Origin of the sequence: Rhodococcus sp. p52 (assembly GCF_000763325.2) — a bacterium.
Lineage (GTDB): Bacteria > Actinomycetota > Actinomycetes > Mycobacteriales > Mycobacteriaceae > Rhodococcus > Rhodococcus pyridinivorans.
Map to the genome: position 1 here is coordinate 4,114,992 of NZ_CP016819.1, position 21,229 is coordinate 4,136,220.

The following is a 21,229-nucleotide window of genomic DNA, read 5'->3' on the forward strand; positions in this document are numbered from 1 at the left end:
TGGTGCGGGCGTGCGAGGGCATCGCACGCCCGCACTGCTGTGATCAGGCTTTCTGCCCGTTTTCCTCCTGCGGCGACTAGACTTCTCGGGCACTTTCGTCGACGCGTCACCCCTGCGGCGGCGAGCGATCTCGTCCTGTCTATCCCCGAGGAGTCCCTGTGCCGGTTGATGGCGCGTCCCATCCGGAGCTCGATCGCGAGCAGGCCTACGTGGCGATGCTCTACACGCATCTCGACGGTCTGCGCGACTACGCGAAGACCCGGCTGGCCCGCGTGCTGCGCGAGACCGGAGGCACCCCCCAGGCGCGCAGCGAACGCGAGTCGTACACCCACATGTACACCGAGGACATCGCGAAGTACGACGCCGCCGAGCACGGCTTGTGCTTCGGCCGCATCGATGTGAGGGACGACGGGACGGACACCTCCGGCCCCGTGACGGAGGACGGCGCGGAGACCCGCTACATCGGCCGCCTCGGCATCCTCGACGAGGACAACGACTACGAGTCGCTGCTGCTCGACTGGCGCGCACCCCAGGCCCGCCCGTTCTACCTCGCGCCCCCCGCCGCTCCGGACGGTGTCGTGCTGCGCCGCCACATCCGCAGCCGCGGCCGCTCCGTCACCGCACTGCACGACGAGTACCTCGACCTCGACGCCGCGCTCGAGCACGCCGACACCCCACCGGCCGGTGGCGTGGCCGGAGAATCGGCGCTGCTCGCCGCTCTGAACGCCGCGCGTACCGGGCAGATGCACGACATCGTGGCGACGATCCAGGCCGAGCAGGACGCGGTCATCCGGTCCGAGCATCGCAGTGTGCTCGTCGTCCAGGGCGGTCCGGGCACCGGCAAGACCGCGGTCGCGCTGCACCGCGCGGCCTACCTGCTCTACACCTACCGCAAGCAACTGGCCAAGAGCGGCGTGCTGATCGTGGGTCCGAACAGCCGCTTCCTCGACTACATCGGTCAGGTGCTGCCCTCGCTCGGTGAGACCGGCGTGCTGCTGTCGACGGTCGGGGATCTGTATCCGGGGGTCACGCCGACGATCGAGGACGATCCGATGGCCGGCGAACTGAAGGGCTCCCTGGACATGGTGAAGGTGCTCGAGAAGGCGGTCCGCGACCGGCAGGAGGTGCCCCGATCCCCCGTGCAGCTGAGTTTCGACACCTACGCGCTCACCCTCGACCGCACGATCGTGACCCGTGCGCGGGGTCGCGCCCGGTCGTCCCGTCGGCCGCACAACCTGGCCCGGCCGATCTTCGTGAACGGTGTGATCGATGCCCTCGCCGACCAGTTGGCCGGGATCATCGGATCGAACCCGCTCGGTGGCGCGAACCTGTTGAGCCGGGAGGACATCCACGACATCCGGTCCGAGATGCGTTCGGATCCCGACATCGTCGGTGCGATCGACGCGCTGTGGCCGGAACTGTCCCCGCAGCAGGTGCTCTCGGATCTGCTGGCCTCCCGCGACCGGATCGCGTCGGCGGCTCCGGCCCTGACCGACGAGCAGATCGATGCGCTGCACCGTCCCGATGCATCGGGACACTTCAGCGCCGCCGACGCTCCACTGCTCGACGAGCTCGCCGAACTGCTCGGGGTGGACGACGCCGCCGAACGCGAACGCGCGAAGCGGCGCTGGCGCAAGCAGATCGCCGACGCGCAGGGCGCACTCGACATCCTCACCGGTTCGGCACCGCAGGATCTCGAGGACGACCTCGATCCCGAACTGCTCATGGCGTACGACCTGATCGACGCCACCCAGCTCGCCGAACGGCAGAACCACCGTCGTCACGAGACCACGGCGGAGCGGGCGGCCGGCGATCGCACCTGGACGTACGGTCATGTGATCGTCGACGAGGCGCAGGAGTTGTCGGCGATGGCGTGGCGAACGATCATGCGCCGCATCCCGAATCGCTGGATGACCCTGGTGGGCGACACCGCGCAGACCGGGGATCCGGCGGGAACCGAGTCGTGGCAGCAGATTCTCGAACCGTATGTCGCGAACCGGTGGAAGAAGACCGAACTGACGGTCAACTACCGCACGCCGGCGGAGATCATGCGGATCGCGCACGCGGTGCTCGCGGAGATCGATCCCGACCAGGTGCCGCCGCAGTCGGTGCGCGAGTCCGGTTTCGAGCCGTGGTCGCAGCACGTCGAGGCGGACGCGGTGCTCGCCACCGTGCAGGCAGCTCTCGAGGCGGAGACCGGCCCGGGTACGACTGCCGTGCTCGCCCCGGCGCGACTCGTGGGTGCGTGGGAGCACCTCGCGTCCGAGTCGGTCACGGTCGCGACCGTCAAGGAGGTCAAGGGACTCGAGTTCGACGCGGTGCTGCTCGTCGAACCTGCGGAGATTCTCACCGATTCCTCACGCGGGATGAACGACCTGTACGTGGCATTGACCCGCGCCACCCAGCGTCTCGGGGTGGTGCACTCGGAGGCGTTGCCGGAGGTGCTGGCCGGTATCGCCGGACCGACACGCTGCTGAACCGACACGGTTCGGCCGACACCGCCGAGCGGACCCCGGGACCGGCCACCGGACGGTACCGTCCTTCGGGGCAAGGAGATGGGACGGATCATCCGCGGAGGGAACGAACACGTGGCCTATCGGGCAGCGCACCACCGGATACGTCGAGCGGGGTGCGCTGCGATCGCGGCGCTGAGCGGGTTCTTCGTCTCCGCCGCGTGCGGATCGGTCACGCCGACCCAGGACGAGGCGCAGGCCACGACGTCCACGACGTCGGTATCCCCTACCTCGTCGACGCCGCCCGACGCGCGTTTTCTGCGGGTGAAGGAGGCACTGGAGGCGTCCGGTCTGGTCGCCGACGTCACGGACGACACGGTGCTTGCGGTGGTGCGAGGGGTGTGCGACCAGTTGCGCGCGGGCGTGCCGGAGCACGACGTCCTCGTCACGCTCCGGCCGATCGCCGCCTACGCCGCGGGCGCCTCGGGTTCGCGCATGTCGGCGGACGACGCCGCCGCGCGCTATCTCGAAACCGCCCGCGAGGAGTACTGCTGATCCGTCAGCGGACCGTGTGCACTACCAGCACGTCGCACAGGGCCTTGCGGGCGACGTCCGAGGGGACGGAGCCGAGCAGCCGCCCGGTCAGCGTGTTGAGGCCGCGATTGCCGATGACGATGAGATCGGCTTCGACCTCCTCGACGAGCGTGAGGAGCGATTCGACAGGTGCACCGACGATGGGCCGCTCGGTGATCTTGCGGGCGCCGGCGACGGTTGCCTTCTCCCGTGCGGTGCGCAGGATCTCGTAGGTCGGTGCGGAGCCGGTGACCTGGTACGCCTCGTCGCGCAGCGCGTCGGCGGCCTGTGCGGTGTCCTTGGGGTCGGCCGGGTAGTAGGCGCAGGCGATCACCAGTTGGGCGCCCGCGTCGCCGGCCAGAGCAGCTGCCTTCTCCACGGCCCGATACGACGATTCGGAACCATCGGTTCCGACGACTATGGTCCGGTAGGCGCTCATTCATCCTCCATCGAGTGTGTGGTCCATCGACGCGGGCCGCCGATGCCGTCGTCGACGGAGGACACGCACGCTCCCCCGCCATACGCTGCGTCGACAGTAGCGGGATGGGCGGCCCGGGTGGGAGGTTTGGGTCTCATCCCACAATCAGGTTTGATGTTACCGCGCGTCACCGTAACGCGGGCCGAACAGGCCGGCAGGGAATACCTCGGCGTCGACGAAGGCGTCGCGCCACGGCAACGCGAGGTCGAGCAAACGTTCCACCCCCTCCTCACCGAGCGCAGTCCACGGCGCGACCGCCAGGTCGTCGGTGAGATCCTCGACGAGTTCGCGGACCTCGAAGCCCTCACCGGTGAGCTCGCCGCGCTTGTCGAGCAGGCCGCGCCCGCGCAATCCCTTCTCGGCGTCCGCCCACTCGTCCCGCGACCAGCCCCGCAGCTTCCGGGCCGGATCAGTGGCGAACCCGATACCGGTCGCCGTGTGGGTGACGAGCGCATCGAGCCCCGAAAGCCCTGCCGTCTGCAGGGCCGCGATATGACCGTCGCCGCGATACTCGCGCAGCAGGGTCAGGGCGTGCCACAGGCGCAGGTGCGCCTCCTCGGGCCAGGGCAGATCGGCGTAGGCGGCGTAGAGCGGGCGACCGTCCGGGCCGGGAATCGCCCGCGCCGCGGTGGCCGCGAGGTCCGCCGCCTCGTTCATCTCCGCGGAGCCGAGTACGTCCTGCCCGAGGACCCGTCGATGGAGTGCGTCCAAAGCCCGCAACCGCGCCGCGATGATCGTGGCCGGCTCGGCCGTCTCCCACACTGCCGGGACGGCCGATGCCACCAGGCGGGGCGAGAAGCTGCAGAACGTCGCGGTCACGACCCCGGGGCCGACGGCACCCAGGGGTGCCGCGCGTCCACCGAAGTACTGCGCAGCCGGTCCGTCGACACCGAGCGCGGCGAGTTCACCCGCGATGTCCGGCGCGAAGTAGACGACCGAGTGCAGCAGCTCGAGTGCGCGGGCAGCACGCCCGGCGGAAGAGGGATCCATGGGAGTGGACCCTACCGAGTCGCCGGCGCCGATCGGGCCGGGCGACTACTTCAGACCCGCGGCGTCCATCCCGCGCAGTTCCTTCTTCAGATCGGAGATCTCGTCGCGAAGCCGTGCGGCCAACTCGAACTGCAGGTCGCGGGCGGCCTGCATCATCTGGTCGGTGAGCTGCTGCACGAGATCGGCGAGCTCGGCGCGCGGCATCGTCGAGGTGTCGCGACCTTCCACCACACCGGAGCTGACGGCCCGTCCGGACTCGCCCTGGGCTCGGCGACCACGCGAAGCGTTGCGGCCGGAGCCGCCCACCTCGACGGCCTCGGTGTCCTCGGCCTCCTGATAGACCTGGTCGAGGATGTCGGCGATCTTCTTGCGCAGCGGTTTCGGATCGAGACCGTGTTCGGTGTTGTAGGCGATCTGCTTCTCGCGCCGCCGTTCGGTCTCCTCGATGGCCCGCGCCATCGAGTCGGTGATCTTGTCGGCGTACATGTGCACTTCGCCCGAGACGTTGCGGGCCGCGCGGCCGATGGTCTGGATCAGCGAGGTCGTCGACCGTAGGAAGCCTTCCTTGTCGGCGTCGAGGATCGCCACCAACGACACCTCGGGGAGGTCGAGACCCTCGCGGAGCAGGTTGATGCCGACGAGCACGTCGTATTCGCCCAGGCGCAGTTGTCGCAGCAGTTCGACGCGGCGCAGGGTGTCGATGTCGGAGTGCAGATAGCGCACCCGGATACCGAGTTCGAGCAGGTAGTCGGTGAGGTCCTCGGCCATCTTCTTGGTGAGGGTGGTGACGAGGACGCGTTCGTCGCGCTCGGCACGTTCGCGGATCTCGTGCACGAGATCGTCGATCTGCCCCTTGGTGGGCTTGACGACGACCTGCGGGTCGACGAGGCCGGTGGGGCGGATGACCTGCTCGACGAACTCGCCGCCGGTCTGTCCGAGCTCGTACGGGCCGGGGGTGGCCGACAGGTAGACCGTCTGCCCGATGCGGGCGGCGAACTCCTCCCAGGTCAGTGGCCGGTTGTCGACCGCCGACGGGAGACGGAAACCGAAGTCGACGAGGTTGCGCTTGCGCGACATGTCGCCCTCGTACATCGCGCCGATCTGCGGCACGGTGACGTGCGACTCGTCGATGACCAGTAGGAAGTCCTCCGGGAAGTAGTCGATGAGCGTCGCCGGCGCGGACCCGGCGGGTCGTCCGTCGATGTGGCGGGAGTAGTTCTCGATGCCGGAGCAGAAGCCGACCTGCCGGATCATCTCGATGTCGTACTGGGTGCGCATGCGCAGACGCTGCGCCTCGAGCAGCTTGCCGCGGTTCTCCAGATCGGCCAGGCGCTCCTCGAGCTCGGCCTCGATGCTCGCGACGGCGCGTTCCATGCGCTCGGGACCGGCGACGTAGTGGGTGGCCGGGAAGATGCGCAGGGAGTCGACCTTGCGCACGACGTCGCCGGTGAGCGGGTGCAGGTAGTACAGCGCGTCGATCTCGTCGCCGAAGAACTCGATCCGCACGGCGAGTTCCTCGTAGGCGGGGATGATGTCGACGGTGTCGCCCTTGACGCGGAACGATCCGCGGGTGAACGCCATGTCGTTGCGGGCGTACTGGACGTCGACGAGCAGGCGCAGCAGCGCGTCACGCGGCACCTCCACACCGACCTCGAGCTGGATGGACCGGTCGAGATAGGACTGCGGGGTACCGAGACCGTAGATGCACGAGACGGACGCGACCACCACGACGTCGCGGCGGGACAGCAGCGACGAGGTGGCGGAGTGCCGCAGCCGCTCGACGTCGTCGTTGATCGACGAGTCCTTCTCGATGTAGGTGTCGGTCTGCGCGATGTACGCCTCGGGCTGGTAGTAATCGTAGTACGAGACGAAGTACTCGACTGCGTTGTTGGGCAACATGTCTCGCAGCTCGTTGGCGAGCTGCGCGGCCAGAGTCTTGTTGGGCGCCATCACGAGGGTGGGTCGCTGGACGCGTTCGATGAGCCACGCGGTGGTGGCGGACTTGCCGGTACCGGTGGCACCGAGCAGGACGACGTCCTTCTCCCCCGCCCTCAGCCGGCGCTCGAGCTCGTCGATGGCGGCCGGCTGATCGCCGGCCGGTTCGTACTCGCTGACGACCTCGAAACGGGCCTCGGTGCGCTCGATCTCACCCACCGGCCGGAACTCGGAGTGTGCGACGACGGGATGCTCACTTGCGAACGCCATGGAATCCAGAGTAAGCGCTCCCACCGACACGCATCGCGGTCCTGCGTGCGGCGCGGTTCGCACGCTAGCGTGCATCCCGTGTCCGCGACCCCGCATCCCGTGAAGACCGAGATCTTCGACGTCGCCACGAAGACCAACATCGACCCCAAGGGCTTCGCGCGGGCGGTCGACGAGTACCGCGTCGAGGAGTGGGGGCTGTACATGGCGCGATCGTCCGACCACCCGCAGTTCCACTATCTCGAATCGTGGTTGCTGCCGGACCTGCGTCTGCGGGCCTCGATCTTCCATTTCACGCCGGGCAACGAACGCGACCAGGACCGCTACGTCGACGTCGGTGAGTTTCGGCGCGAGGGCGACGTCTGGTACTCCCGCGACCACTATCTCGACCTGATCGTCCGCACGGGCCGCGACACGACGGTCGAGGACATCGACGAACTGGTGGTCGCGGTCACCGCCGGGATGATCGACGCGGCGGCGGCCGAGACGGCGATCGACACGGCACTGCGGGCGGTGGACGGCATCGCCGCGCACGGCCACGACCTCGACGCGTGGCTGCGGGAGCGGGGCGCGCCCGTCTCCTGGCGCTGACGCGCACCACCGCTGCGCAGGTGCCGTCACCTGCGCAGACAGCGGGGGCGCAGAAGCGAAAAAGTTACTGCCGCAAAGGACATGGTAATCTGCCCCGGCCGGCGAAGCAGTGCACCGAGAAGGCGACCATCGGGGCCGGCCCGGATCGCCCCTCCGCGTGCACATCACCCGACCGAGGACACCCCTCGCGCCGGCGGCGCGCGCCCGTGCAGCCCACGAGCGCCGACGAGAACACCGCCGATCACTTCGTCGGCACACGCCCGGATCCGGGCGTGCCCTGCTGGAGCGGTATGCCGCGCCCGCCGGCCCGTGGCCGATCGGGCGCCCGACGCATGCCCACCGTCCGGCGGTGGATCGGACCGACGCCGCAGCGGAACCGACAGACAGGACGCGTGCAGCGCGCCCTGCGTTCCACTGCGCTCCGACGACCGCGGACGTGACGCGAACACGAAGGAGGTCGCAGTGAACGGCACCGAGCTCGTTCAGTTCAGCGCCGCGACGATCGTTGCCCTGCTCGTAATCTTCTACGGCGGAACGCTTCTCGTCTCCGCCCGAATCGGGAAGAAGGACGAGAACGCCGACGGCTACATGACCGCTGGCAACAAGGTCGGTTTCGGGGTGTCGGCGGCCAGCATGACCGCCACCTGGATCTGGGCGTCCTCGCTGTACGCCTCGGCGACCTCCGGATACACCTACGGCATCTCCGGCCCGATCCACTACGGGCTGTGGGGCGCGTTGATGATCCTGTTCATCTACCCCTTCGGGAAGCGCATCCGCGCGGTCGCCCCGAAAGCACACACCCTCGCCGAGGTCATGTTCGCCCGGCACGGGCGGTCGAGCCAGCTCATGCTGGCCGGTTCGAATCTCGTCGGCAGCCTCATCAGCCTGATGTCCAACTTCATCGCCGGCGGTGTGCTCATCTCGCTGATCTCGCCGTTCGGCTTCGTCCAGGGTGTCGTCTTCATCGCCGCCGGTGTGCTGCTCTACACCCTGTGGTCCGGCTTCCGAGCGTCCGTGCTCACCGACTTCATGCAGGTCGTGGCGATGCTCGGTGCGGTCGTTGTCATCATCCCGGCGGTCTTCTTCATCACCGGCTTCCCCGACGCGTTCGACGGTGGTTCCGGGAACCTCACCGACCAGCAGAGCGACTTCTTCTCCAGCGATGCCTTCCTGAACCAGGGCGCGCCGTACATCGCCGCCGTGCTCGCGTACGCCATCGGCAACCAGACGATCGCGCAGCGCCTGTTCGCGGTGCGGGAGGATCTCATCAAGCCCACCTTCGTCACCGCGACGATCGGCTACGGCGCCACCGTCATCGGCGTCGGCATGTTCGGTGTGCTCGCGCTGTACCTGGGCATCGACCCGATGGACGGCGATGTCAACAACATCGTGCCGCAGATGGTGGCGTCCTTCCTGCCCACGGCTCTGGTCGTCGTGTTCTTCGTCATGATCATCGGTGCGCTGTCGTCCACGGCCGATTCCGACCTGTCGGCGTTGTCGTCGATCGTCATGGCCGACATCTACGGCCAGAACATCGCCGGCGGCACCCGCAATGCCGATCCCAAGCGGATGCTCTTCATCGGGCGCGCCACGATGGTCGTCGCGACCGCAGCCGCCGTGGCGTTCGCGAGCATGAGATTGAGCATCCTCGACCTGCTCGTGTTCGTCGGCGCGCTCTGGGGTGCGCTGGTCTTCCCCGTCATCGCGAGCTTCTACTGGCACAAGGTCACCAACAAGGCGTTCACGACGTCGGTGCTCGTCGCCCTGGCAGCGTTCCTGCCGGTGCGTTTCGGGTGGTTCCCGATGGACGGGGTGCTCGCCTGGACGGTGGACATCGCATCGGTCGTCGGTGTCGGCGTGATCGCGGGTCTGATGGCATTCGGCTTCTTCGGACTCCGGGCCGCACGCGTCATCGGTGTCGTCGCCGCGGGGGTCGTGGCGCCCTTCGCGCTCGGCTCGGTCCACGACTACGCCGTGCTCAGCGCCTCGCTCGTCGCCTACGCGGTCAGCACGGTCGTGTGCTGGGCGATGTCCGTGAACTCCGACGAGAACTTCGACTTCGAGGTCATCGCGCAGCGTGTCGGTGACTTCGACGTGGCTGCGGACGACGTGACACCCGAAACCGACCCTGACTCCCCGAACGCCCCTGCCTCGGCGAACGTCCCTGCCTCGGCGAAAACCCCTGGGTCCGAGACGGACGCCGCGGCGACCACTCCGGAGAAGGAGAACCGATGAGCACGCTCGCACTGACCGTCTACGTCCTGATCTGGCCCGTACTCGTCGCCGGTGTTCTGGCGGCGCTCTGCCGCGGGTTCTTCAAGGAGTGGCTGCAGGCCCGACGGGACGGCGAGGATCTGATCTGACCGTCACCGCAGGATTCCCTCCCGCACGGCTCGGAGGACCGCATTCGTGCGGTCCCGGGCGCCGAGCTCGAGCAGGATCGACGACACGTGGTTCTTCACGGTGCCCTCGGCCAGGAACAGCACGTCGGCGATCATGCGGTTGCCGAAGCCCTCGGCCATCAACCGCAGCACCTCGAGTTCACGTTCGGTCAACTCCTGCACGACCGGGGTGTCGTCGGGCTGTGGAGCGGAGCGGATCGCGCGCAGCAACCGGTCGGTGATCGAGGGGGCGACGAGCGTGCCACCCTCCTCGAGGGTCCGTACCGCACGGGCGAGTTGCTCGAGCGTGACGTCCTCGAGGAGATTTCCCCGGGCTCCGGCACGTAGGGCCGCGAGCACGAGTTCGTCGTCGTCGAAGGTCGTGAGCACGAGCACCGGGACTTCGAGGCTGCGCTCGCGGAGACGGTCGATGGTCCACGAGCGGTACGTGGCCGAACTCTCGGGCTGCGGCCGGTGGGGAACGAGGCTCCCGAGAACGACTCGCTTCGTACGATGTCACAGCGCTTGGCCACCCAGTACGTGAAGTTCGTCCGCTCCGAGGAGATAGGCTTGGGCGAGAACTGATCTCGCGGTATTGTCGACGGGTGGTCGACGCTGCCCCCGACGGCGTCGACCACTTCGGGCCGCGAAACGTTCGTAACTCCGCCGCCCGTCGAGCCGAGTCTCGAATGCGCATGTGGGGCAATGTGACTGCTCGGGATGGCGAGGGGGCTCGATGGACGAAGCCGAGTTGATCGAGCGGTGACGGGCAGGCGATCGGGCAGCGTTCGCCGAGCTCGTCGCACCGTCACGGGAAGGCGTGTGGGCGGTCTGCGTCCGGATCACAGGAAACCGGCACGACGCCGAGGATGCACTGCAGGATGCGCTGATCGCGGCGTGGCAGAATCTCGGCAGATTCCGTGGCACAGCAGCATCCGGAACGTGGTTGTATCACATCGCGAGCAATGCGGCGCTCGCTGTCGTGCGGACGCGACGTGGTGAGGTCCTCGACGAACGGCTCGGGGCGAATACGTCTCCGGGGAAACGCCTCTCGCCGAGAGCGTGGTCGACGGTGATGTGGTCCGGCGAGCTTTTCTCCTTCTCCCCGAACAGTTTCGGGTTGTCATCGTGTTGCGTGAGTATGCGCAGCTCGGTTACGCCGAGATCGCAACGCACCAGGGCGTGGGTGTGCAGACGGTGAAGAGCCGGATCAGGCGTGCCCGTATGCAACTCGCCGATCTACTGAGTCCGGCACTGCTCGGCGCCGAAGAGGTTGCCCTCCGACCGACGGTCGGGTCCGCCGAAACGGAGGGCACCGAACCGCCGAGGACAACCCGGAAGGATGAGCAATGACGCAGAGCGAACCGATTTCGTTGCCCCCGTCAAGGGAATCGCTGGGACTCGATCCGATGGACCGGATTCCCGAACTACCCGAGGACGCCTGGCGTCGGGTGCTCCATATCGCCACCGATCCCCTCACCCCTCGCATCGGAACCGAACTGGTTCCCGTCGAGGGAATCGATGAGAACGATATCGAGCACCCCGCCATCGACGACCTGCCGATCGAACAACTCGATGATCACGGCAACGACGAGCTGCCGAAGCCGGAATTCGTCGTCGACGCAACCGATCCCGACTCGAGGTAGCCGGCCCTGCAGAGATCCGGCCCGCATCATCGCAGTCCCATCCCGGTCGATCCGAGATCGGCGACCACCTCGTGCAGTGGTCGCCCGACCGGACCGACCGCCAGTAGACCTCGGATCGTCGCCGTGAGGACCATCGTCGAGAATCCTTCGTGGTCGAATTCCGGAAGGTCGCGATGGGCCTCACCCAAGCGTTCGTCGGTGCTCAGCCGTTCGGCGACGTCGTCGCGTTGCTGTCGGAGCCCCGAGATACGCGCGAGCTGCGCTTCCTCGGCGACCGCGAAGTTGATCGCGGTGCTCGCCACCGCACTCGCCAGTGCGACCGCGACGTCGGGTGTGTACCCGCGGCGCACGAGAGCCTCGACCTCGCTCACCATCAGCCGCTGCCCCGCTTCCCCACGCGGGAAGAGGGTCTGCATGTAGGTTCCCAGGCCCGCATGGGCAAGGACGAACGCGCGTAGCTGCAGACCGAACGACAGCAGGTGCCGTTCGATGTCGTGCTCCGAATCGTCATGCAGAACGAGATCGCCGAGCAGACTCTCCCCCACGACGAGTTCGAGTCCCCAGCGACCGTCCACGTGGCGGTACAGCGCCGTTGTGGAGACGCCGAGTTCCGCGGCGACAGCGTTGAGGCTCAACTGGCGCAGCCCGATCGCTCGACCGACACGGATGATGTCCTCCATGTCGATCTTGCGTACACGTCTGCGGACGCCGGCCACCCCGCTCGTTCCTCCGGTCACCTTGAGTTAGACCCCATAACTTAAGGAACTATAGGTGTGGCTTCAGGGAACGGCAAGTCGCCGATTCGTTCTCGGCGGGCTGCACCGGGCGAACGGCCCGGCGGCCGAGCTTCGCTCTCGCCGCGAACCTGCTCAGCGCGCATCCGCCGGCGGACGACCGAACCGGTCCGCGACGTCGGGGCTCACCCCAGGTGACGTCCGAGCAGTTCCCGGAAGGACGGCCCGTCCGTGCGGACCGCGTTTCCCGACACGCGCGGCCGTCCGGCGGGCACGGCGTCCGAGAACCCGCGGGGTGATCCCGTGCTGCGGGTGATCTGCTCGGCGAGTTCGTCCGCCGCCCTGCCGATCCGCCCCTTCAGTGCCGTGGCGGCCTCGCCTGTTCCGAAGTCGTCGGTGGTGGCGAAGACGCCGGTGGGCACGACGAGCGCACGCAGATAGCTCAGCAGCGGCCGCATCGCATGGTCGAGGACCAGTGAGTGTCGGGCGCTACCCGCGGTCACGGCGAGCAACGTGGGCACACCGGTGAGCGTGTCCGGATCGAGCGCGTCGAAGAACATCTTGAACAGACCCGAGTAACCGGCGGCGAAGACCGGGCTCACCGCGATCAGGCCGTCGGCAGTCGCGAGTTGTTCACGGGCTCGTGCGACCGCTGCGGTAGGGACACCGGCGGTGAAGGTGGTGGCCAGATCCATCGCGAGGCTGCGTAATTCGATGACCTCGGTTTCCGCGTCGTCTCCGCGCGTGCCGACCGCGACACGAGTGGCCTCGGCGATGCGGTCGGCGAGCAGACGGGTGGTGGACGGCTCGGCGAGGCCACCGCTGACGACGACGATACGGCGGGTCATCGGGCGTCCGCCTCTTCCGGCACGAGGTCGACGCGGGCCGGGATCACCTGACGGTGCGCCGAGTCGGCTCCCTGCGCGGCGAGCGTGCTGTGTGTGGGCGGGTCGGACGGCACGTGGGCAGGGCGGCGGCGTTCGAATTCCGCTCGCAGTACCGGCACGACCTCCCGGCCGAGGATCTCGATCTGCTCGAGCACGACGTCGAGCGGCAGGCCGGCGTGGTCCATGAGGAACAGCTGACGCTGATAGTCGCCGGCGTAGTCGGCGAAACCGAGCGTGCGTTCGACGACCTGCTCGGGTGTGCCGACGGTCAGCGGTGTCATCGTCGAGAAATCCTCGAGCGACGGGCCGTGGCCGTAGACGGGGGCGTTGTCGAAATAGGGACGGAAGATCCGTTTCGCCTCGGCCTCGGTCTCCGCCATGAACACCTGGCCACCGAGCCCGACGACGGCCTGGTCTGCGGCACCGTGACCGTACTGCTCGAACCGCTGCCGGTAGAGAGCGATCATCTGCTGGATGTGTTCCTTGTTCCAGAAGATGTTGTTGTGGAAGAAGCCGTCGCCGTAGAAGGCGGCCTGTTCCGCGATCTCGGACGAACGGATGGAACCGTGCCAGACGAAGGGCGGGGTGTCGTCGAGCGGCCACGGGGTGGAGGTGTAGCCGTGCAGCGGTGTGCGGAACTTGCCCTCCCAGTCGACGATGCGTTCGCGCCAGAGCCGTCGCAGCAGGTGGTAGTTCTCGATGGCGAGCGGGATGCCCTGCCGGATGTCCTTGCCGAACCACGGGTAGACCGGTCCGGTGTTCCCGCGTCCCATCATGAGGTCGACGCGGCCGCCGGACAGGTGCTGGAGCATCGCGAAGTCCTCGGCGATCTTCACCGGGTCGTTGGTGGTGATGAGGGTGGTCGCGGTCGAGAGGATGAGCTTCTCGGTCCTCGCGGCGATCCAGCCGAGCATCGTCGTCGGCGAGGACGGGACGAAGGGGGGATTGTGGTGCTCGCCGGACGCGAAGACGTCCAGGCCCACCTCCTCGGCCTTCAGCGCGATCTTCGTCATCGCGACGATGCGCTCATGTTCGGTGGGGACCCGGCCCGTCGTGGGGTCGCGCGTGACGTCGCCGATGGTGAAGATGCCGAACTGCACGGTCGAACCTCCGTCAAGTAGTTGAACTGTCAACTATTCTAACGGGCGGGTCGCCCGGAAGATTCCCGGGCGGGTCTCCGCCCGGGATCCGGACCCCCTAGGCCGACCAGCCGGTGCTCTCGGCCCACTCCCACGCGCGGTGATGCGCCCGGTCGAACCACGGCGCCTTGAGCGCTGCGTAGGTGGCCGCCGCCTCGGCACGATCCGTCTTCTGCGACGCCCCGACTGCGGCATCGGCCTTGAGGTCGGCGTACTCGCGCTTCGCGGTGTCGACCGCGGACAGCCAGTCGCGCAGTAGCAACGCGAACTGCTGGGCGGGCCAGCCGTCCACCCGGACCGCCACCCGCGCCGGACGGCCGGGATCGGCGCTGCCGTGCAACCGCATCTCCCACACCGCCGGGTCGGTCTCTCCCCCGGCCCCGTAGGACGGTTTCGGATCGTCGGTCACCACATCGTCGATGCGCGGGAAGCCCGCAGCAGCCAAGGCGGGTGCGAGCGCATCGGCTGCCGCGAGATCGCCGACGGTGATCTGCAGGTCGATGACGTCGACGCCGGCCAGACCGGGCACCGCGGTGGAGCCCACGTGGTCGATACGCTTCGCCGCGCCCCCGGCTGCGAGGGCCAGCCGGGCGACGAGCCGCTGCGCCTGCCGATGCCATTCCTCGCGCGCGGGCACGAGAACCGGATCCGCCTCGACCACCACACCGGTGCGCAGATTTCTCTCGAACGGCACCAGGCGATCGTTCCACAGCGTCCGGACCTGCTCGACCAGCACCTGCTGATCACCGGTGTTGTCGAGCCACACGTCGGCGACCTCGCGTCGCTGTTCCTCCGTCGCCTGCGCCGCGATCCGCGCGCGGGCGTCCGCCTCGGGCATGCCGCGCAGTTCGACGAGACGCCGGATCCGCTCCGCCTCGTCGGCGTGCACGACGGCGACGAGGTGGAAGGCCGGCGTCATCCCGCCCTCGACGAGCAACGGGATATCCTGCACGACCACCGCGTCGTCGGGCGCAGCGGCGACCAGCTCGGCGGTACGGCGCCCGACCCGGGGATGGGTGATGGCGTTGAGAACCGCGCGCGCGTCCTCGCTGGCGAACGCCTTCGCGGCGAGGGCAGGACGGTCGAGGGTGCCGTCGGGCTGCAGGATGTCCTCACCGAAGGCGTCCACGAGCTCGGCGAGGCCCTCGGAGCCGGGAGCGACGATCTCCCGGGCGACGACATCGGAGTCGACGATCACCGCCCCGAGTTCGACGAGCTCCTTGGCGACGGTCGACTTGCCCGCGCCGATTCCTCCGGTCAACCCCATTCGCAGCACGTTGCCCAGTCTCGCATCACTACGTCACCGAGGCACCTTCGCGGTCCCTACGAGGCCTCGCGCATCGTCAGCCCCGACAGCGCGACGACATCCTCGCCCGCCTGTTCGTCGAAGTCGACGGTGTACACCGTCGGGTAGTAGCCGGTCCGCCGGTAGGACGACGGTTGTTTCACGATCTCCCGCAGGGACGGCTTCGTCGCCAACCACTCCCGCGTCATCATCGGCTCGATGAAGATGAACTCCCCGTCCCACGATCCGTTGAGCAGCACCTCGGTGAACTCGAAGGAGCCGGGGATCACGTCGTCCGCGGTGTCTGTCCAGTGCATGCCCATGAACGGCACGGTGTTCTCGACGGGTGGACCGGGTGGTGGGATGTATCCCTCCGGAACGTACTCGGGTTCGGGGAGCCGCGCCGCGCGCGCCGCGAAATCAGGTGCGGCCGGGTCCACCTCGTGGTCGGCGTCCGTCGTGTAGAAGTGCATGTCGAAATGGGGCGCGCCGTAGAGGATCTCCGGGTCGTGCCCGTTCGGGTTCCAGCCCAGCATCACGTGGTCTAAACCGGTGTCCGGAGCACCCGCGGGAAGATCCGGCATGAGCATCGTCGTGCCGGCGCCCGGACCCTCGGGAAGTCCGGTGAGCACGGACTCCGACATCCGGATACCGACCTCGCGCGGTCTCCCGCCGTGATCGACGACGATATATGCGCGGGAGATTCCCTCCCCCAGTTCGCTTTCCGGCCCGTAGAGGGTGGTGACACCATGGTCGTGCCCTGCCGTCTCCGCACCCTCGGCGGTCGGGACGGATCCGTCGCTGCAACCCGCGAGGGTCAGAACGGTGCAGGTGGAGAAGGCGAGTGCGGTGATCGATCGAGAAGTGCGCATTGCCTGCCTTGCGTGAGTGGATGGGTTCGCGGTGGGAGGTGTCGGTCTCATCGGGGTCGGCGCACGACCTGCCCGACGCGCAGCACACCGTGGGTGTCGTGCTCGTCGGCGAGAGCGCCGAGCCAGTGCGCGGTGTCGTCGTCGTAGGTCCGCGCGATGCGGTCCGGATCCGAGGTGGCGGTGAAGTTGGGCAGCGACGTGCCCGTGGCCCACGGTGCCAGTGCCCGATCGATGACCTGGATGTGCGCGACGACGACGTCGGCCGAGGGTGGCGCGAGGACGCCGCTGACGAAGAGGGAGAAGGCGGCGTCGCGGTGGCAGAAGGCGCTGCGATGCCGTGGTTCACGTGCCAGCGCTCCGCCGAGGAGCCGCATCTCGATGATGGTCTGCGGCGAGTGGGAACCAGGTCCCGCCACCGAGAGCAATACGTCGATCGCGTCGTGCGTCAGTTCGCGTGTCAGCGCACTGTGTTCGTGGACGGGCATCGGGTCGACCGGGTCGGCGTGCACTGCTCCCAGTGCCGTGTACGGCAGGGTGCCGATGCCGTCGAGGATCGGGGTCGCGACCGTGCGCAGCGCGCCGAGGATCTCCTCGGACTCGGCTTCGCCGGCGACGCTCGCGAAACGGACGGCCACGGTGGCGCGACCGGCCAGCGGTTCCGGGACTCCCGGCAGCGGTGGCCGTTGAAGGAAGGCCAGCGAGGTCGAACTGTGCTCGGGCAGGCCAGCGCACAGGTCCAGCCAGGCGTGCGCCACCGCGTCCGCGTCGGCGCCGTTGAAATACAGCGCGCCACCGTAGAAGTGCGGCAGGAGCACGAGATCGATCTCCACCGCGGTGACGATCCCGAGGGTCGCCTTGCCGCCGCGCAGGCCCCAGAACAGTTCGGCGTGCTGTTCGGAAGTCACCCGGAGCAGGTCTCCGTCACCGGTGACGAGATCGAAGGCCAGCACGTGGTCGGAGGAGAGTCCGTAGGTGCGGACCAATGGGCCGATGCCCCCGCCGGTGAGGAAACCGGCCACGCCGACGTGGGGTGCCGATCCGGCGAGCGGGGCCAGGCCGTGGGGTGCGGCGGCGTCGACGACCTGCTGCCACACCAGGCCGGCGCCGAGACGGGCGGTGCGGGTGTCGGGGTCGATCGAGCATTCGGTGAGGCGGCCGGTGTGCACGAGCAGCACATCGTCGCCGAGCGGCACGGCGCCGTGACCGGTGCGCTGCACGGCCACCTTCAGGCCGTGTTCGCCCGCGAACCGGACGGTGGCGCTGACGTCGAGGGCGTTCTCGACCGCGATCACCGCGCGGGGACGGACTGGCACCGCCACGTTCCACGGGGTTGCGACGTCGTAGCCGGGTTCGCCCGGAAGGGAGATCGATCCGGTGACCGCGGTACGGAGAGCGTCGATGGGGTCGGTGCCGACGGTGGGCGTCCGCTGGTTCATGTGCACTTCCTTTCGTCGCACTGGATGGGGTGCGACAAAAGAGTGCCGGGACCGGCTTGGCGGCTTCTTGCGGTGGCGCGGGCCGCCGTCCAAGCGGTCGCCAAGAACCGGTCAGGTGGGGATCGAGCGGGCGTAGGCGGCGAGTCCGAGCATGCCGGTGTGGGCCGCTTCGTCGGCGATCGCGGCGATCTCCCGGCTGCGTTCGGGCGCGTCCGGCCGCAGTTGGGCGCGCAGTAACCGGCACCGCATCAGCGTCGGGGGGCTCGATGTGCGGGTCGCGAGGTCCTCGGCCCGATCCAGCAGCGCCGCGGCGTCGTCGGTGCGCCCGAGCAGTGCCTGCAGGCGTGCGCAGACCTCCGCCACCGAACCGATCACCCCGACCTGTCCCACCGTCGCGATGCGATCGGTGAACGGATCGAGGAGCTCGAGGAACATCTCGGCGTAGTCGACGAGGGCGAGGTCGGCGACGACGCGCGCGATGAGTGTGCGATGCCCGAGGGTCGTCCAGGTGAAGGGTGCGCCTTTTGCCGCCCATTGTTCGATGTCGCGGATCACCGTCCCGGTGTCCCGACGGGCGCCGGCGATCGCGATGCTCCAGGAATCCGGTTCCACGGTGCCGGGATCCGCGTCGGCGAGGGTGCCGTACTCCCATTCGAGGGTGTTGGTGGCGAGGTCGGAGCTGCCCGCCGTGTACAGCTCGGTCTGCAGGTGGAACTGAGTGGCGGTGTCGTAGTGGCGCCGGGTCTCGGCGAAGTCGCCGTGCCATGCCGCAAGCGTCGCTTCCATCCATCGTAGTTGTACGCGCAGCACGGGCAGACGCAGCAGATCGCAACCGGCGATGCCCAGGCGGACGTGGGACGTCGCGGCGTCGACGTCGCCGAGGTTCGTCAGTGTCATGCTCGCAACGGCGTGGGCGATCACCTCGTCGAACCGGGCCTGCTGGTGCGGCAGTGCGAGGAGTTCGTCGGTGAGCCGGGCGGATTCGCGGCTGTGTGTCGCGACCCCCGAGTAGAGGAGGATGCGGCCCAGCAAGGCGTCGGCGACGACGTCCGGGTCGGCGAGTTCGCGTGCGATCTCCAGCGCGGTGCGGCTCATCCCGTCGGGGACGGACGAATCGGGGTGATAGCAACTGCCCACGGCGAGCGCCGCGAGTACCCGTGCGTGCGCCGCGCGGTCGGCCGCGACGAACGGTTCGAGTGCGGCGAGGCGGTCGAGGACCGGTCCCGGATCCTTGCCGTAGGACACCCACGGCCATGCACCGGCTGCGCGCAGCAGCGCTGCGGCCAGGCGACCGGCCGTCGACGTTCGGCCGTCCCGGACCGCGTCGAGCAGGCCCGCGTCGACGACGTCGAGTACGGTCTGGCCGCGCCCCGCCCGGGCGAGTGCCTCGACACGCGCGACGAGCAGATCGTCGCGATCGCCCGGGGATCGTTCCGCGGCGGGCAGCAGGTCGAAGGCCCGGACGGCATCGTCCCACCAGCGTGCCGCCTCCTCCGAGTTCCATCTCTCGGTGGCCTCGCGGGCGGCGATGACGCAGGCGTCGAGCACGACGCGAGCGTCGACGAGCGGCAGTGCCGCCATGAGATGCCGGGCTCGTCTGCCGGCACGATCCGGGTCGCAGGAGTCTGCCAGGACCTCCGCGACGCGTGCGTGCATGCGTTGGCGGCGGAGGGCGGGAATCGCCGCGAGGACCTCGTCGCGGAGCAATCCGTGGGCGAAGGCGTACCCCCGCAGTCCCGGATCGGCGACGATGATGCGCTCGTCGGCGGCGTCGTCGAGGTAGTCGGCGAGGGTGTCGGGATCGAGGCGCGTCGCACCGGTGAGGATGTCCATCTCGATGGTGTCGCCGACGACCGCGGCCACCCGGAGCACCTGCAGCACGGCCGGTTCCACCGCGGCGAGCCGCCGCGCGAGGACCGACCGGACCGCCATGGGGATCCCACCGTCGAGGCGTTCGTCCCGGGGAAGTCGCGCGTATTCGGACACGAACAGCGGGTTGCCGCCGGTGCGTTCGGCGAGCAGGCGCGCCTCGTCGGAATCGAGCGGCGCGCCGCTCACATGCCCGGCCAGGGCGGCGACCTCGGGTTCGGCGAGCGCCGGGACGTCGATGTGCCGGTTACCCTCGCCGTGCAGCACGGCGTCCACGAACCGCTGGACGCCGGGGGTCGTCTCCGAGTCGCGGAGTGTGCACACGATCCAGACACCCCGCTTGTGCAGGGCTCCCACGAGGTACAGCAGGCAACGCAGAGAGGTCGGGTCGGCCCACTGGATGTCGTCGAGCACGACGGTGAAGACGGGAGTCTGCGTCGCGGCCGTTTCGACGACGCCCAGAACCCGTTCGTAGACCGCGAAGCGGGCTTCGTCGGACTCCACTCCGGTGGGCGGGATCAGGGTGGTGTCGGCGTCGACGCCGAGTTCGCGCAGGATGCGCCGGATCGGCCACCAGGCGGGTGCTCCGTCGTCCTCGAGACACCGCGCCCACACGGTGTTCCCGCCGATCGCGGCGGTCCGGGCGTCGCATTCCTCGGCGAGGCGGGTCTTGCCGATACCGGCGGGCCCGGTGAGGACGACCCAGCGGGTGGCGCCGGAGCGGACCTCGTCGAGCATGCGGTCGAGGACGCCGGTCTCGGAGGTGCGTCCGACGAAGATGCGTCCGGGGCCCGGCGCCGGGGTGGGTGCGGGAATGGTGGGCGCGGCCGGTGTCGGAACCTCCTCCGCGCCCGTCCATCCCGGGGTTCGGGGCCACGCGGCGAGTCCCGGTTCGTGCCGGAGGATCGCGCCCTGCAAGTCGGTGAGTTCGGTGCCGGGCCGCAACCCCAGCTCGGTGTCCAGCCTTGTCTCGTGGACGCGGAACTGTTCGAGTGCTTCCGACGAACGCCCCGCTCGGTGCAGAGCGAGCATGCGCAGCCAGCAGGTGCGGTCGCGGAATGGGAACTCGCTGCACAGTTCGGTGGCGTCGACGAGAGCGGGCGCGAGGCGACCGAGGGCGAGCAGTGCGGTGATCCGGGTCTCGCGGCATTCGGTGCGCACCTCGTCGAAGGATGCCGCCGCGACCTCCACCCAGTGTTCGTCGCGCAGGTCCTCGAGGAGATGCCCCCGCACGGAGTCGAGGGCACGGTCGGCGGTGTCGAGTGCGAACTCCCATTCCCCGTTCTCGGCATGCCGACGGGCGGTCTCGGCGTCGTCGAGGAAGCGGGCCAGGTCGACCGACTCGGCCGGGATATCGAGGACATAGCCGGGCGGCTGGCGCACGATCGGGGAGGCCGCACCGCTCTCCCCTCGCAGCACCCTGCGCAGATTGGAGATGTACGCCTGGATACTCGCCATCGCACTGGCAGGCGCTTCGTCCTGCCACAGGGCGTCGATCAGCCGGTCGGTGGAGACCACCCGCCCCCGGTTGAGCAGCAGGACGGCGAGGACCGCTCGCTGCTTGCGCGGCCCGAGATCGACCTGCGACTCCGACGAGGGCACCGCCGGATCGGCCGTCGACGCGACCCGGACCACCTCCAGCGGTCCGAGCAGTCGGTACATCATGTGGTGAGCCCCCTCGACCCCGGCCGAA

At 68.8% G+C, this 21,229-nt stretch carries 19 protein-coding genes; 8 read left to right on the plus strand and 11 right to left on the minus strand.

The window, feature by feature from the left end; all coding sequences use genetic code 11:
* The first annotated feature begins 158 nt into the window (after nt 1-158).
* On the plus strand, nt 159-2,477 hold the full coding sequence (locus tag IM25_RS18985; protein ID WP_065996253.1) for a HelD family protein: 2,319 nt from the start codon (nt 159-161) through the stop codon (nt 2,475-2,477).
* Nucleotides 2,478-2,588: 111 nt separating this feature from the next.
* On the plus strand, nt 2,589-3,008 hold the full coding sequence (locus tag IM25_RS25665) for a DUF732 domain-containing protein (RefSeq protein ID WP_033097705.1): 420 nt from the start codon (nt 2,589-2,591) through the stop codon (nt 3,006-3,008).
* Between the two features lie 4 nt (nt 3,009-3,012).
* Here the strand turns inward: IM25_RS25665 and IM25_RS18995 are convergent, their stop codons facing one another.
* From IM25_RS18995 to uvrB, 3 genes are all read right to left on the minus strand, one after another.
* On the minus strand, nt 3,013-3,465 hold the full coding sequence (locus tag IM25_RS18995; RefSeq protein ID WP_006553987.1) for a universal stress protein: 453 nt from the start codon (nt 3,463-3,465) through the stop codon (nt 3,013-3,015).
* 156 nt (nt 3,466-3,621) lie between these two features.
* Nucleotides 3,622-4,494: an SCO6745 family protein gene (locus tag IM25_RS19000; protein ID WP_006553988.1), complete on the minus strand. Its 873-nt coding sequence runs from the start codon at nt 4,492-4,494 to the stop codon at nt 3,622-3,624.
* A gap of 45 nt (nt 4,495-4,539) precedes the next feature.
* The gene (gene uvrB, locus IM25_RS19005) at nt 4,540-6,699 is read right to left on the minus strand and encodes an excinuclease ABC subunit UvrB (RefSeq protein WP_019289647.1); all 2,160 of its coding nucleotides are present in this window, start codon (nt 6,697-6,699) and stop codon (nt 4,540-4,542) included.
* A 69-nt stretch (nt 6,700-6,768) separates the two neighbouring features.
* On the opposite strand from uvrB, the gene IM25_RS19010 reads away from it, so the two are divergent.
* From IM25_RS19010 to IM25_RS27025, 3 genes are all read left to right on the plus strand, one after another.
* On the plus strand, nt 6,769-7,287 hold the full coding sequence (locus tag IM25_RS19010) for a DUF402 domain-containing protein (protein ID WP_033097704.1): 519 nt from the start codon (nt 6,769-6,771) through the stop codon (nt 7,285-7,287).
* Nucleotides 7,288-7,749: 462 nt separating this feature from the next.
* Nucleotides 7,750-9,522: a sodium:solute symporter family protein gene (locus tag IM25_RS19015; protein ID WP_033097703.1), complete on the plus strand. Its 1,773-nt coding sequence runs from the start codon at nt 7,750-7,752 to the stop codon at nt 9,520-9,522.
* Nucleotides 9,519-9,650 carry a putative transporter small subunit gene (locus tag IM25_RS27025; protein ID WP_006553992.1) on the plus strand — a complete coding sequence of 44 codons (132 nt, stop codon included), beginning with the start codon at nt 9,519-9,521 and terminating at the stop codon, nt 9,648-9,650. Before IM25_RS19015 ends, IM25_RS27025 begins: the two co-directional genes overlap by 4 nt.
* A gap of 3 nt (nt 9,651-9,653) precedes the next feature.
* Here the strand turns inward: IM25_RS27025 and IM25_RS19020 are convergent, their stop codons facing one another.
* Nucleotides 9,654-10,064, minus strand: a complete 411-nt coding sequence (locus IM25_RS19020; RefSeq protein WP_006553993.1) for a LuxR C-terminal-related transcriptional regulator — start codon at nt 10,062-10,064, stop codon at nt 9,654-9,656.
* Between the two features lie 424 nt (nt 10,065-10,488).
* On the opposite strand from IM25_RS19020, the gene IM25_RS27030 reads away from it, so the two are divergent.
* The 3 genes from IM25_RS27030 to IM25_RS19030 are packed head-to-tail and all read left to right on the plus strand — an operon-like array spanning nt 10,489 to nt 11,314.
* Nucleotides 10,489-10,869 (plus strand): RNA polymerase sigma factor, encoded by a 381-nt coding sequence (locus IM25_RS27030; protein WP_231911919.1) that lies wholly within the window; start codon nt 10,489-10,491, stop codon nt 10,867-10,869.
* Entirely contained in the window at nt 10,797-11,021 is a 225-nt protein-coding gene (locus IM25_RS27035) for a sigma factor-like helix-turn-helix DNA-binding protein (protein WP_232333361.1), read from the plus strand. Before IM25_RS27030 ends, IM25_RS27035 begins: the two co-directional genes overlap by 73 nt.
* Nucleotides 11,018-11,314, plus strand: a complete 297-nt coding sequence (locus IM25_RS19030; RefSeq protein WP_033097668.1) for a hypothetical protein — start codon at nt 11,018-11,020, stop codon at nt 11,312-11,314. Before IM25_RS27035 ends, IM25_RS19030 begins: the two co-directional genes overlap by 4 nt.
* Before the next feature lie 26 nt (nt 11,315-11,340).
* On the opposite strand, the gene IM25_RS19035 is transcribed toward IM25_RS19030, so the two are convergent.
* The 7 genes from IM25_RS19035 to IM25_RS19065 form a co-directional block, all read right to left on the minus strand.
* Complete coding sequence (locus IM25_RS19035) at nt 11,341-11,994, minus strand: TetR/AcrR family transcriptional regulator (protein ID WP_232333362.1); 654 nt, start codon at nt 11,992-11,994, stop codon at nt 11,341-11,343.
* A 239-nt stretch (nt 11,995-12,233) separates the two neighbouring features.
* Complete coding sequence (locus tag IM25_RS19040) at nt 12,234-12,896, minus strand: CE1759 family FMN reductase (RefSeq protein WP_033097666.1); 663 nt, start codon at nt 12,894-12,896, stop codon at nt 12,234-12,236.
* A complete protein-coding gene (locus IM25_RS19045; protein WP_033097665.1) occupies nt 12,893-14,035 on the minus strand; it encodes an LLM class flavin-dependent oxidoreductase in 1,143 nt (380 codons plus the stop codon). Before IM25_RS19045 ends, IM25_RS19040 begins: the two co-directional genes overlap by 4 nt.
* Before the next feature lie 97 nt (nt 14,036-14,132).
* Nucleotides 14,133-15,350, minus strand: a complete 1,218-nt coding sequence (coaE, locus tag IM25_RS19050; RefSeq protein ID WP_198162510.1) for a dephospho-CoA kinase — start codon at nt 15,348-15,350, stop codon at nt 14,133-14,135.
* Between the two features lie 47 nt (nt 15,351-15,397).
* Complete coding sequence (locus IM25_RS19055) at nt 15,398-16,231, minus strand: DUF5602 domain-containing protein (RefSeq protein WP_065996256.1); 834 nt, start codon at nt 16,229-16,231, stop codon at nt 15,398-15,400.
* A 47-nt stretch (nt 16,232-16,278) separates the two neighbouring features.
* Entirely contained in the window at nt 16,279-17,667 is a 1,389-nt protein-coding gene (locus tag IM25_RS19060) for an FAD-binding oxidoreductase (RefSeq protein WP_033097662.1), read from the minus strand.
* A 111-nt stretch (nt 17,668-17,778) separates the two neighbouring features.
* Entirely contained in the window at nt 17,779-21,201 is a 3,423-nt protein-coding gene (locus IM25_RS19065; RefSeq protein WP_082920939.1) for a BTAD domain-containing putative transcriptional regulator, read from the minus strand.
* Nucleotides 21,202-21,229 lie beyond the last annotated feature (28 nt).